Origin of the sequence: Shewanella sp. SW1, assembly GCF_025653545.1 — a bacterium.
GTDB classification, from domain to species: Bacteria; Pseudomonadota; Gammaproteobacteria; order Enterobacterales; family Shewanellaceae; genus Shewanella; species Shewanella oncorhynchi.
Genome location: NZ_JAKKSG010000004.1, coordinates 132,845 through 145,050 on the forward strand (window position 1 = coordinate 132,845; position 12,206 = coordinate 145,050).

At 43.3% G+C, this 12,206-nt stretch carries 13 protein-coding genes; 8 read left to right on the forward strand and 5 right to left on the reverse strand.

The genetic code is table 11. The annotated features are described in order from the left end of the window. Positions 1-220: 220 nt before the first annotated feature. Positions 221-529 carry a hypothetical protein gene (locus tag L5M71_RS05215; protein WP_105250308.1) on the forward strand — a complete coding sequence of 103 codons (309 nt, stop codon included), beginning with the start codon at positions 221-223 and terminating at the stop codon, positions 527-529. A 135-nt stretch (positions 530-664) separates the two neighbouring features. Further along, a complete protein-coding gene (locus tag L5M71_RS05220; RefSeq protein WP_263206471.1) occupies positions 665-979 on the forward strand; it encodes a hypothetical protein in 315 nt (104 codons plus the stop codon). Positions 980-992: 13 nt separating this feature from the next. Here the strand turns inward: L5M71_RS05220 and L5M71_RS05225 are convergent, their stop codons facing one another. Continuing rightward, the gene (locus tag L5M71_RS05225; RefSeq protein WP_173247618.1) at positions 993-1,502 is read right to left on the reverse strand and encodes a DUF4240 domain-containing protein; all 510 of its coding nucleotides are present in this window, start codon (positions 1,500-1,502) and stop codon (positions 993-995) included. 127 nt (positions 1,503-1,629) lie between these two features. Between L5M71_RS05225 and L5M71_RS05230 the strand changes: the two genes are divergently transcribed. From L5M71_RS05230 to L5M71_RS05245, 4 genes are all read left to right on the forward strand, one after another. Continuing rightward, positions 1,630-2,010 carry a hypothetical protein gene (locus L5M71_RS05230; protein WP_263206472.1) on the forward strand — a complete coding sequence of 127 codons (381 nt, stop codon included), beginning with the start codon at positions 1,630-1,632 and terminating at the stop codon, positions 2,008-2,010. Positions 2,011-2,092: 82 nt separating this feature from the next. Continuing rightward, positions 2,093-2,890: a response regulator gene (locus L5M71_RS05235; protein WP_263206473.1), complete on the forward strand. Its 798-nt coding sequence runs from the start codon at positions 2,093-2,095 to the stop codon at positions 2,888-2,890. A gap of 159 nt (positions 2,891-3,049) precedes the next feature. Beyond that, on the forward strand, positions 3,050-3,322 hold the full coding sequence (locus L5M71_RS05240; RefSeq protein ID WP_006079990.1) for an HU family DNA-binding protein: 273 nt from the start codon (positions 3,050-3,052) through the stop codon (positions 3,320-3,322). A gap of 290 nt (positions 3,323-3,612) precedes the next feature. Continuing rightward, positions 3,613-4,305, forward strand: coding sequence for a TorF family putative porin (locus L5M71_RS05245; protein WP_263171819.1), 693 nt, complete (start codon positions 3,613-3,615; stop codon positions 4,303-4,305). 59 nt (positions 4,306-4,364) lie between these two features. On the opposite strand, the gene rimK is transcribed toward L5M71_RS05245, so the two are convergent. The 4 genes from rimK to L5M71_RS05265 form a co-directional block, all read right to left on the reverse strand. After that, a complete protein-coding gene (gene rimK / locus L5M71_RS05250) occupies positions 4,365-5,270 on the reverse strand; it encodes a 30S ribosomal protein S6--L-glutamate ligase (RefSeq protein ID WP_263206474.1) in 906 nt (301 codons plus the stop codon). A gap of 179 nt (positions 5,271-5,449) precedes the next feature. After that, positions 5,450-7,165, reverse strand: coding sequence for a putative bifunctional diguanylate cyclase/phosphodiesterase (locus L5M71_RS05255; protein WP_263206475.1), 1,716 nt, complete (start codon positions 7,163-7,165; stop codon positions 5,450-5,452). Positions 7,166-7,174: 9 nt separating this feature from the next. Next, a complete protein-coding gene (locus L5M71_RS05260; protein WP_105250317.1) occupies positions 7,175-7,609 on the reverse strand; it encodes a response regulator in 435 nt (144 codons plus the stop codon). Beyond that, complete coding sequence (locus L5M71_RS05265) at positions 7,606-9,759, reverse strand: CHASE domain-containing protein (protein ID WP_263206476.1); 2,154 nt, start codon at positions 9,757-9,759, stop codon at positions 7,606-7,608. The genes L5M71_RS05260 and L5M71_RS05265 overlap by 4 nt, the downstream gene beginning before the upstream one ends. 324 nt (positions 9,760-10,083) lie before the next feature. Between L5M71_RS05265 and L5M71_RS05270 the strand changes: the two genes are divergently transcribed. Further along, the gene (locus L5M71_RS05270; RefSeq protein WP_006079984.1) at positions 10,084-10,260 is read left to right on the forward strand and encodes a PA3496 family putative envelope integrity protein; all 177 of its coding nucleotides are present in this window, start codon (positions 10,084-10,086) and stop codon (positions 10,258-10,260) included. A gap of 541 nt (positions 10,261-10,801) precedes the next feature. Further along, a complete protein-coding gene (locus L5M71_RS05275; protein ID WP_105250320.1) occupies positions 10,802-12,157 on the forward strand; it encodes a flavohemoglobin expression-modulating QEGLA motif protein in 1,356 nt (451 codons plus the stop codon). Positions 12,158-12,206 lie beyond the last annotated feature (49 nt).

Below are 12,206 nucleotides of genomic sequence, written 5' to 3' on the forward strand. Positions count from 1 at the left end.
CTAGAGCTTAACGCAAAACTGATATAAGTACAGCAAATGTGTCGTAAGCTTTTGTATAATTGAGTAAATATTATTTAACCATCACAACCGATACGTATCTTTTTGTATCGAAATTGCACCAAGTAAGTGCATGGTTATCAATTTGTGAACATTTCACGCGCATAACGACAAAAAAAGCGTTATCCTTCCGCTATTGTTTACATTGCCCACTTAATAAAAAATGAAATTCCCTGTTGTACCTGTGTTCATTCTTATCCTGTTTACCTGCGTCGTAAGTGCGATTTGGTTTATCTCCCCGAGTGACAAAAATACTGGCCCTAAAACTTGGTCAGCCTTTATCTACAACCATGGCTATGATTCAGGAAAGTATAAAAAAACCGATAACTTTGACAGCTATAATACTTGCCGCGATTTTGCACGCGAACAATCTGCCTTCTACGACAATGTGCCTTGGGAATGTGGATCTATGTGCCAGTTCGATACTCGTAAGCAAGGATTTCAATGCGAAGAAATGAAGAATGAGCACTAACTAACCATTCAGCATAGGTTCAATATTTATACAATAAACTCAGCTCCTCACAGTAAAACTCGTTTTCTTTACCGTCTAAGGATGCACGATTTAGAACTAACGTGTTAAACGTAATTTTTAACTTGGAGCTTACCTATGAACCTAAAAACGGCTTATCTATTCAACCCATATTCACGAAAACTCGCTTTATTGGCACTGCTGACAATCGGAACAAGTATCAGCCTTTCAAGCCATGCCGCACCATTGACCATCAGCCAGCAACAAGCTGTTACTGTTCATTTGAACAAATTGGCCCAGGCGCAAAATGCGGTTGAACATCAAATGACAGAGCAGCTTAAGCAAGATTTTAGTCAACAATTAACCGCGCAAGAACATGAGTTTATGAGCGACATCTGCCCTAAATACGGCATGACCTTCGATGTCACTACCAACGCTTGCTTACGCTCATAAGGTATTGCCAAGATTAAAATGGAAAACGGGCACTCAGTTCAGGATATTGCCGCTTTAAATCCTTGGGCTTAGTGCTAAATTTTTTCCCCACGGGCGTCGCCTTGCCCGATGGCATAAAGGGCAGTTCCTCACCAGTTCTATCTTCGTATAATTGCCCTGCGATAAGGTCGTATTCATCTACAAAAGGGTAAGCATAGGCATCTCGCTCTGGCCAAGCGACTAAACGTGCTAGGGTGTCAGGCTGATTAACCACACCTTCGAAAATTTCTTTACCAAGTGAAATCAAAAAACACCTAAACTCGGCAAAAGCATATTCAGAATCACAGCCCGTAATAATGTAAGCCGCCCCCCAAACAGACCACAAATAACTACGGCGCATCTGCTGACCAAAGATTTTATCGAAAGCTTTTAACTCTTCATTACTCAATTCGGCAAGTTTCTGCTTCAGTGCTTGAGTCAAAGACTCCTGTGATTGCGCCGCTTCCGTTCGCGTGACTAACCCCCAAAACTCAACTTCTGTCATAAACGTCACCTATTAGAGCCTCTAACAAAAAGGCATATTCTACACGATATTACGGTTATACTGGACTCGGATTAGGGCATTTCCTACACTTGCTCATCTTCTTTGCTACTGGTGTGCACTTCAATCTATGCCTAAACGTCTTATACTACTGATCACGTTATATTGCCTCTTCAGCATTGCTGCACTTTGGCGTACTGTGATGACTCAATCCCTTGATGTATTCACCCTAGGTGTCCTCCCCGTGCTCGTTGGCATACTCATACGAGCGCCGTGGTCTAGCTTAGTGTTGAAGATTTATATTGGCATGCAAACCTTAGGATTCTCGGCTCTGGGGATTACAGCAATTATTGCCTATCGCATTACCCCTGAAGATGTAAAAGTGATTGTTTCTGGTCACAATATTCCTATGTTGCCACTCACAGTGAGCATTATTGTTATTTTACTCGTGCAGTATTGGATCGCATTTTCTAAGGTCACGAGACACTATTTGACCCGCCAAACTCAGTAATGGACTTTGTTGCTAAGCTGTTATCAATAGCGTAGCTTAGCGACCCAGTAAAATACTTACGACTCTTAACTTGAAGTAAACTATGAGCCATTTATCGCCCAGCGAACTTTCCATTCTTTTGGTAGAACCTTCAGAGACACAGCGTCGAATTATTATTCAGCGCTTACAACAAGAAGGCATTCTCAGCATTCAAACCGCAGAAAACATAGAAGCGGCTAAAGATATTATTGCTCGCTATAAACCTGACCTTATTGCGAGCGCCATGCATTTCGATGATGGCACTGCCATCGATCTCTTGGGCTACTTAAGGGCCAACGCTGACTGCAAAGATATCCAATTTATGCTGGTCTCGAGTGAGTGCCGCCGTGAGCAACTTGAAATATTCCGCCAATCGGGTGTAGTAGCGATTCTACCTAAACCCTTCAGTGCCGACCATTTAGGTACAGCATTGAATGCCACGATTGATTTACTCAGCCACGATGAACTCGACCTCAGTAATTTCGATGTACAAGATGTGCGTGTATTAGTGGTCGATGATAGCCGTATGGCAAGAAACGTCATTAAACGTACGATTGGTAACTTAGGGATGAAGCTGATTACCGAGGCCGAGGATGGCGCGCAAGCCATAGCGTTAATGAAACACAATATGTTCGACTTAGTGATCACTGATTACAATATGCCGAGTGTAGATGGGCTAGCTTTGACACAATTTATCCGCAATGAAAGCCAACAATCGCACATTCCCATCTTGATGGTGTCTTCCGAAGCCAACGATACCCACCTCAGCAATGTGTCCCAAGCGGGTGTAAATGCCTTATGTGACAAACCCTTTGAACCCAAACTTGTTAAAAAATTACTCTATCAACTGTTAGAAGAATAAAACCAGAATAAAACTTAAGTCACGAACTGAGTAAATATTCTGCGCTTTACTGAACATCCTGCTGCACGCTAGACGCAAAAGGCTTTCCAAGTGCTAAACCTTATGGCATGTTAGGCACGCTTATTTCAAATAAATCTACGGAAAGAAGAGACAATAAAAATGAACAAAACTGAACTAATCGCCAAAATTGCAGAAAATGCCGATCTAACGAAAGTAGAAGCAGCACGCGCATTGAAGTCTTTTGAAGCAGCTATTACCGAATCAATGAAAAATGGTGACAAAATCTCCATCGTAGGTTTCGGTTCTTTTGAAACAGCGACTCGTGCCGCTCGCACTGGCCGTAACCCACAAACGGGTAAAGAAATTCAAATTGCTGAAGCGACAGTGCCTAAGTTTAAAGCGGGTAAAACCCTACGTGACAGCGTAAACTAAGTTATAAAATTCAATACAACGCCTCCATTGTGAGGCGTTTTTTTTGCCCAATTCCAGTGAAGCACTGAATATTTTTTGCACAACAAAAGTGCGCCTCTGCCCCACAAACTGGCAAATAAAAACATTTCATTAACATTGTGAATTCTAATACCTTGTTTTACATGGCATTGTAATAGTGGCATGTGATTAGCAAATCCTTCCTTAGAAAAAACCAAGATGCACTAATGAACACAGCTGACTTTGAGTGTGCCAATGGTGAATCGATAAATAAGTCAATCGAGGGGATGAGCATGAAGAAATCACTGTACAGCGTTTTGGCCTTATCGACGGGAATGTTACTGGCAGGCAACGCCTTTGCAGCCGTATCAGGCAACATTGGCGGTACCTCTAATTACCTATGGCGCGGTGCGACCCAAACTAAAGATGCGGTCGCAATCCAAGGTGGCCTTGACTACAGCCACGATTCTGGATTTTATGCGGGAACTTGGGCATCGAATGTGGATTTTGGTGATGATACTAGCTACGAGCTTGATCTATATGCGGGTTATGGCGGCAGTATTACCGAAGACATCAGCTACGACTTTGGCTATCTCTACTACGCCTATCCAGACGCACCGGGCAGTATTGATTTTGGTGAGCTCCATGCTGCTGTCACGTGGAAATGGCTCGAACTGGCTTACTCCCAAGTCATCAATGCCGGTGACGATCTGGCCGCCGATCCTTTAGATAATAAAGATCTCAGTTATCTTGCCGCGACGGTATCCGTTCCTCTCACTGAAAAGCTGAATTTATCAGTGCACTATGGTTACTCAAACGGTGATGTCGTCCAATCTTGGTTTGGCGAAGATAATTATGCCGACTATAACGTGACTCTCAGCGCAGATACCAGTATAGGCACAGTGTCATTTATGGTCTCTGATACCGATCTCACCGATGATGATGCCAAACTAGTACTCGGATATTCCTACAGTTTTGATCTATAAATTCTAAGCATAACAAAACGCCACCTTAAAAAGTGGCGTCGTTTTATCACCATCACCTATTAGGCAATAATTGACCGGTTTGTTTTACGGGCCGCAACCATTTTCTCGATATATTCAACAATGGGCTCAGTCACTGAAATCCCTGTTGTTTGCTCAATCCCTTCAATACCTGGCGCCGAATTAACCTCAAGGATCAGTGGACCACGGTTAGAACGTAAAATATCTACTCCCGCGACAACCAATCCCATCGCCTTCACTGCGGCAATAGCCATTTTACGCTCAACAGAGGTGATTTTTACCACCTCACCACAACCACCTAAATGCAGATTTGAGCGGAAATCTCCCTCGGGACCTTGACGCTTCATCGAAGCAACAATCTTGTCACCGACAACAAAACAACGAATATCACTACCATTGGATTCTTTAATGTATTCCTGTACTAAGATATTCGCTTTGAGCCCCAAAAATGCTTCAATCACGCTCTCAGCAGCAGTTTTAGTTTCAGCGAGTACGACGCCAATCCCTTGAGTGCCTTCGAGTAATTTAATGACTAACGGAGCGCCGCCCACCATATTGATGAGATCTGGGATATCATTTGGCTTATTGGCAAAACCCGTCACTGGCATGCCAATCCCTTTGCGGGAAAGTAGTTGCAGTGCCCGCAATTTGTCCCGCGAACGCGCAATGGAGATTGAATCATTCGCGGCATATACGCCCATCATTTCAAACTGACGTACAACGGCACAACCATAAAAAGTCACGCTAGCATGAATACGCGGAATGATGGCATCAAACCCAACTAATTCAGTACCTTCATAATGAATGCTAGGTTTAATAGAATTAATATTCATGTAGCAATTCAGCGTATTGATCACGACCGCTTCATGTCCACGACTTTGGCAAGCCGCGACTAAGCGTTGTGTTGAATACAACTGGGGGAATTGGGATAAAATACCTATTTTCATTGCTGAGTGACCAACTTAAGCATGAGTGAATAAACCGTTCTGCGGCACCAAAAGCACAGCGACAGAAAAAGGGGCTGATATTTGTCTATTGCTCAGTGTAAAGCAAGAAAATAATCCTCACCAGACGAAATCATTATGCTAATGAAATACTTCAAGACCTATCACACTCGGAACTCGGTTTAAGTTAACAGCGGCAGAATATACTTAGCCTCAAACTCCGTTGCATCTAAGGGACGAGAAAACAAATAACCTTGTAATACAGTACAATGGCGAGAAGTGCAAAACTCAGCCTGCTCAATTGTTTCAACGCCCTCAGCTACTGATATGACATTAAACCCATGGGCGAAGTTAAGTAATGCAGCGAGCAAACGAGTGTCTTTATCATCCTTATCATAGGAAGCGACAAAGCTTTTATCGATTTTCAGCACGCTAATGGGAAATAATTTGATATGTTCTAAGGACGAAAAACCCGTCCCAAAATCATCGAGGGCAAAACGCCCCCCTAACTCGGCGATTCTATCAAGCATTTTGGCATGTTCATGGGGATCTTCAATAAGGCAATTTTCAGTAATTTCAAGCTCTAATGCTACAGCAGGAAGTCCTGTCTTAGTCAGCGTACTCGCGATTTTATCAAACAGGTTCTCATTTCCAATTTGCGATGCAGACAGGTTAACGGCAATGGTGAATTCTCTCCCTGTCGGCTGTAATTGGGTTAGCCACACCTGTGCCTGAGTACAAGCTTGTTCAAGCACCCAATCATCAATGTCCTCCATTAATCCAATTTCTTCGGCTATGGGTAAAAATTGATCTGGGGCGATAATGCCATCTACAGGATGCTGCCATCGGATAAGGGCTTCCATCCCCACCAACTGATGGGTTTTCGCATTCACTTGCGCTTGATAATGAACCTTAAATTCATTTCTTTTTAAGGCAATACGCAAACTCGACTCGATATGATTACGGTAACGCACCTCTTTATCTAAAGCTTCTGAGTAAAACTGAATCTGGTTTCGGCCCATTTTTTTAGCGCGATACATAGCAATATCGGCACATTTCATCAGTTCAGAACTATTCGAAGCCGCTTCATTATAAAAAGCCACACCGATACTGGCACCAATAAGCACATCGTTATCACCGAGACAAAATACGTCCTCAAACACTTTGAGCAATCGATTAGCCACAATCATAGGGAAATATTTATAATCATTATCAGTGACTAGCACGACAAATTCGTCCCCACCTAAACGTGCAATAATGTCACCATCTCTTAGTACTTCACTTAATCGAGCGGCTACTTTAACTAAAAGAATATCCCCCGTCTGATGGCCTAGAGTGTCATTGATCGCTTTAAAATCATCTAAATCGAGTAAGATAACGGCTAAATAGTCGTGACAACGTTTGGCCCTTGCTATCGCTCGATTAAGACAAAGTTCAAAACCATAGCGATTAACCAGCTTAGTCAACGAATCGTGTTCAGCTAGCTCTTTTAGTTTTTGGTGACTATTACGTAACGCCAACGCCATTGAAGATCTTTGTTTCGCATAACGAATTGCACGGGTTAGTATCCGCGAGTTGACCTCATCTTTAAGCAAGAAGTCCTGTGCCCCTAGTTCAATACAGCGCTGAGCCAGTTTCTCATCTTCATAGCGACTCAGCATAACGACTACGGTCTGATCTTGCGTCATGGCATTGAGCTTGATCAACACTTCTAAACCATTAGCATCGGGTAATAAATAATCCAATAGAATACCGTCAAAATGACGTTCTAATGCGAGATTTAAACCATCAAATGCACAATTTGCTTCGACCACATTAAAAGTCAACTTTGACTGTCTGAGTGCTCGGATGATCGCAGTTCTATCCACTTCATCATCATCGATCAGTAGTAAATCCATATACTCACCTTATGCGGATGGGAGCTCCACTATTCGCCAGTAACCTTCAAGCATATTAAAAATATTGTTAAAACCGTCTTTCATATCAGTTTTAACCATGTAACCAGCCACATGATGGCTATAGGCTTTCATCCTATCTTCATCGGTACTCGACGTGGTGAGCATAAAAACGACAGACGAAGAAAGAGAAGGATCTGAACGTATTCGCTCAAGGAACTCAAACCCATTCATTCTTGGCATATTAAGATCGAGCAAAATAAGATACGGGCCTTTGATCGTGTCTAAACTCGTTAGAATAGTTAATGCTTCGATCCCATCCCGAGCACGCACTAAGGGATTGAGTAACCTCAATTGTCTCATCGCCCGCTGCACGGCCATGTAATCCACGTCATCATCATCAACCAATAAAATGGTGACCTGTTGATAGTGATTTGCTGCGCTCATAGAAGCTCCTTTTTCACTATTTTCTTAGGCCAACTAAAGCAAAAACAACAACCTCGGCCCTGCGATTTAAGCTGAATCTCTCCACCTAAACTTTCAACCGTTTTCCTCACAAGTGATAAGCCTAAACCACTGCCTTCAACTTCATCCCTTGGTTTAAGTGTTTGAAACATCTCGAAGACTTTTTCATGATATGAGCTTGATATCCCCGGACCATCATCTATCACACTGAATCGATACTGCTGATCAACCGCCTCACATGAAACCGTAATCACACCTGTACCTAAGTCATGATGCTTTATGGCGTTACTGATCAAATTTCGTATAACTAATTCCAACAATGGTCTTACGGTATAAAAATTCGGAAATTCACCTTTTAGTACTAATTCAAATCCCTGTGGCGGCGCGACGAGCGCAAACATGTCTTCAGCCAGTTGCCGACTGTTGACCTCTGTGGTTTCAGTATCGACACGGCCAATACGGGAAAACATCAATAGCCCATCGAGCAGTAACACCATGCGATGAATACGACTTTGGATAAGCCCGAGATATTTCTGCACGTTTTCATTGGCGTTATCGGATAAATCCTCTGCTAACCAAGAAGTTAACTGCTCGATACCCCGTAGTGGGGATTTCAAATCATGGGAGGCGATATAGGCAAAGCGGTCGAGTTCTTGATTAATCCGCTCAAGCTCTTGCATGTGTTCTGCACGCTGAACTTCAATGCGCTTACGTTCAGACACATTGTTAATCGTCGCGAGAATGAAAATGCCATTACTGAAATGAATAGGCGTCAGCCCCACCTCTATCGCGAGTCGACTGCCATCTTTACAACAGCCAAATAAGTCATCCCGCATCGACATATTTTTCGCGATCGGCTGCACTAAGTAATTATTCATGTGCTGCTGGTGCACATCCCTCAGCGCGTCTGGCAATAACATATTGATAGAGCGGCCGAGTAACTCGTCTCTGGCATAACCAAATAAACGTTCCGCATGGGTGTTCACTAACGTAATAATCCCAGCCTTATCGACCATAAACAGTGCGCTTGGTGAGGCTTCAATGACGAGTCTAAAGCGTTTTTCATTCGCGATTAGCTCAGAGGTAAGCAATGACTCTTTATATCGATTACGCGCCATGATTAGCACAGAATAAAACAGCGCCAAAATGAATGCACAACCGATAAATTGCAGCCAGATACCTTGGGTCTCTTCCGATCTTGAGATAAAACGCGATTGTGATGAAATGTCCAAGCGCCACTGCCTACCGCCAATCAAGTCGGTCTGTGACTGATAAAACACATCTTTTTGATTTGGCAGAACTTTACTACTAGTAAACATTAAACTGTCGGCATTTGCCTGCGGGCTTTCATAAATGGCGAGCTTCAAACCTGAGAATCGATCCCCCATAATTCCTTGCATGAGGTCGTCCATCCTAAACGCCGCATACACGAGTCCAATCGCCTGCTGTTTCCGCTCTGCCTCCGTTGCCACAATCCATTGATAAATTGGCAAATACATCAAAAAACCCGCTTTAGCATCTTCGGGCGTATCTTGCACTAAGGCGACCTTGCCAGAAATAGTTGGCTGACCAGTGCTAATGGCGTGCTCTATGGCTTTGCGCCGATTAGCCTCGGAGCACATGTCATAACCAAAAGCTCTTTGATTGCGCCAATCAAAAGGTTCTAAATACAAGATCACACAATACTGATCACGAACTCCTTCTGGGTACACTTTATAGTCTTTAAAGCCTTCGGCCTGAACTTGTTGGACGTGGGCATCTAATGTGTCAGGCTTAAGTAACTGAGCATAGCCAAAGCCTTGGAAACCCGGGTAATACTCGGATAAATGTGCATTGACAACATAGGTTTGCCATTCCTTGCGGGTTACACTATTGGAGGACAATAACAAGCCGACACCACCGCGTAAGACCTGCTCGTAGGCAAGCATTCTGCGATTCACCGCTTCGGTTAACTCTTGAACACTGTTCTCGAAACGCTCTTCACCACGATCTCTAAGATATTGCTCCAGCACATACCAAGAGATGCCCATAAAAAGTAAAGCAGCGACAATCATCAGCCAGCTAGAACTCAGCACGCTAAAGTAGATACTATTTGATGGGCTATGCGATTTAGAAAACTCATCCTTGTCCATATGAGCCAATTCCCTAGCAAAAGATTAGCAATAAACACAGCTACAAGTGTTGTTGCAATTATGCCTAAATTCAAGTTTATCCTACTATTTAACTCGGAATTAACCCGAATATATCGATGACACTGTTGTGCTCTCAATCACAAAATAAGCAAGAACTAAATTAATCCAATAGGCAATCCCAGTCTTGGCTTGACGCTAAACCGCAGCGGGCACAATTATCCGGCACACGGGAAGAATTTTTCACCCTGACTCACAAAATTATTTGCTTTTCTACCATACTCTTTTTAGTTAGAAAGTCGTTAGGAACAACAAGAGGAATTCGTTATGGCTCATATTACTGAAGTCGTGCCCAACGATACTGAACTTGAGGCAATGACCACACCAAGAAACAGCAAAGCCGCCGAGGCAATGCAGCATAGACGCGAAGTCAAAAAGCGTTTAGAAGACTACCTCGAGCGGGCGGAGTTAAAACGTGCATTAGGAGATGACGATTTTTTCTAGCCAATTCTATCTCGCTATCTAGTGGTCAAAATGATGGGATGATGATCTCAGTCGGTGATCATTTGTTTCGAACTCACTGAGTTTTGGCCCACTAAAATCGAATATCTCACCCTGCCAACAGTGCTGGGTGTGACTCTGCTCTAGCTCACTAACCTCCAGATTTAATATCGCGTCATCACGGTCATTTTTACCACTCTTGTCAGCTTGAGTTTTGATTAACAAGCATTCAGCCTTAACACACTCAAATAACTCATCGCTGTCATGTTTTGCTCCAATAAATCTATTTCTATATCAAGAACAAAGCAGCTTTAATGTCATATCAATAAAATATTATTAAACAGATGGTTACTTATTTATGTCCCATAGACATAGCGCTAGAATTGTAACAAGTGCACCAAAATGATTCACAAAATCGATAACAGCTAATTTATTTAATCGGTATATTTTCTCAGCTAGCCTGCGAATCAATATGAATAAATGAGGTTTAAGGCTATGATTAGCCACATCTCTCTCGCTGAAATTACCTGCAGGATATACGGGAATGTCTGAGTCGTTAGCCCAATATCAACAAGATCTACGCCGTTTTTCCGATGAATTAATTCGCATTCAAACGCCAATAAAAATCTTAGATGCCATTAAATGGCCGCGGGAAATGGAAGAGCGTTTTCTATCCAATAAGGGCACGGTACTTCCGGCTATCAAGCAAGAGTTCTATCAAAACATTGCTTTACCTTTTGATCCTGTTAAAACCCAAGCTGAGCTAGCCTCCCTAAAGCAGGACATCCATAGACGTTTGGGTAAACGAGACAAACTCGGCAAAATATTAGTGGCAAACGTCGATCAGTATCGCCTTGTCATCGATATGTTGGGGAACAGAGGCACGCCAACCTTTGGTAAGCTCAGCCAAGAATTGTACGGCAGTGCTAGCCATAAACTGCATGGCGATCGCCATACCTTGCGCCAGTTAGGTGATAAACTCAGCTACATTTTCTCGCTGCCCGCGGCGAGGCACATGAATAAACATCACCCTAAAATTATTAGCGCGCCAGAAGCAGTTAACGTGCTCAGCCAACGTTTAGAAAAGTACTTCCATAGCGATGATATGCGTGTACGCCTAAGTGACGGTATCGTCTCTGACGCTGCAGTCGGTGGCGACACTGTTAAGCTCAATAGCAAAGCAATGTTCAGCGAATCGGATCTTAATGTATATGAAGTTCACGAAGGTTGGGTGCATGTTGGCACGACGCTAAACGGCCGAGCACAACCCCACGCCACTTGGCTCAGTGTCGGTTCTCCGCGCGTAGCAGCAACCCAAGAAGGTCTAGCCGTTTTACTGGAAATGCTGACGCTAAGCTCAAATCCAGGACGGGCTCGGCGAATTAGTGACCGTGTTGCCGCGGTCGATATGGCTGAAAATGGTGCTGACTTTATAGAGGTATTCAATTATTTCAGAGGATTGAATCTAAGTGCGACAGACAGTTACCGTGTCACCCAAAGGGTTTTCCGTGGTGGTATGGTGGAAGGCGGCAGTTTCTTCACTAAGGATATTTCCTATGTGCGTGGCTATGTGGAAAACATTAACTTTATCCGCAGCGCCATCACCTCAGGCCTTCCTGAACTCATTCCTATGCTATTCCTCGGTAAATTGGCGATCGAAGATATCCCCGTGTTATACCAAGCTTGCCAAGAGGGCATTCTAACTACGCCTAAATATCTACCGCCCATGTTTGATAACTTTAGTGGCCTTTATGCTTGGTTTGGTTTTGCATCAGGTTTAGCAGGAATCGATTTGAAAGGTGTACAGCGCCATTTCACTCGCTTATTTAAAGACGTACCGAATGTCGTCCCGACCTTTGAGTTACTCGATGATACTGAATTTGACAACAACTCGGACTAATACAGTAACTAGTTTGATTTAAAATAAAAAAAGCTCACAACTATGTGAG

Coding starts and splice junctions, on each gene's coding strand:
- L5M71_RS05265 (WP_263206476.1), bottom strand. CDS start 9,759: ATGGACAAGGATGAGTTTTCTAAATCGCATAGCCCATCAAATAGTATC.
- L5M71_RS05245 (WP_263171819.1), top strand. CDS start 3,613: ATGAAGAAATCACTGTACAGCGTTTTGGCCTTATCGACGGGAATGTTA.
- L5M71_RS05275 (WP_105250320.1), top strand. CDS start 10,802: ATGTCTGAGTCGTTAGCCCAATATCAACAAGATCTACGCCGTTTTTCC.
- L5M71_RS05220 (WP_263206471.1), top strand. CDS start 665: ATGAACCTAAAAACGGCTTATCTATTCAACCCATATTCACGAAAACTC.
- L5M71_RS05270 (WP_006079984.1), top strand. CDS start 10,084: ATGGCTCATATTACTGAAGTCGTGCCCAACGATACTGAACTTGAGGCA.
- L5M71_RS05235 (WP_263206473.1), top strand. CDS start 2,093: ATGAGCCATTTATCGCCCAGCGAACTTTCCATTCTTTTGGTAGAACCT.
- L5M71_RS05260 (WP_105250317.1), bottom strand. CDS start 7,609: ATGAGCGCAGCAAATCACTATCAACAGGTCACCATTTTATTGGTTGAT.
- L5M71_RS05225 (WP_173247618.1), bottom strand. CDS start 1,502: ATGACAGAAGTTGAGTTTTGGGGGTTAGTCACGCGAACGGAAGCGGCG.
- L5M71_RS05230 (WP_263206472.1), top strand. CDS start 1,630: ATGCCTAAACGTCTTATACTACTGATCACGTTATATTGCCTCTTCAGC.
- L5M71_RS05255 (WP_263206475.1), bottom strand. CDS start 7,165: ATGGATTTACTACTGATCGATGATGATGAAGTGGATAGAACTGCGATC.
- L5M71_RS05240 (WP_006079990.1), top strand. CDS start 3,050: ATGAACAAAACTGAACTAATCGCCAAAATTGCAGAAAATGCCGATCTA.
- L5M71_RS05215 (WP_105250308.1), top strand. CDS start 221: ATGAAATTCCCTGTTGTACCTGTGTTCATTCTTATCCTGTTTACCTGC.
- rimK (WP_263206474.1), bottom strand. CDS start 5,270: ATGAAAATAGGTATTTTATCCCAATTCCCCCAGTTGTATTCAACACAA.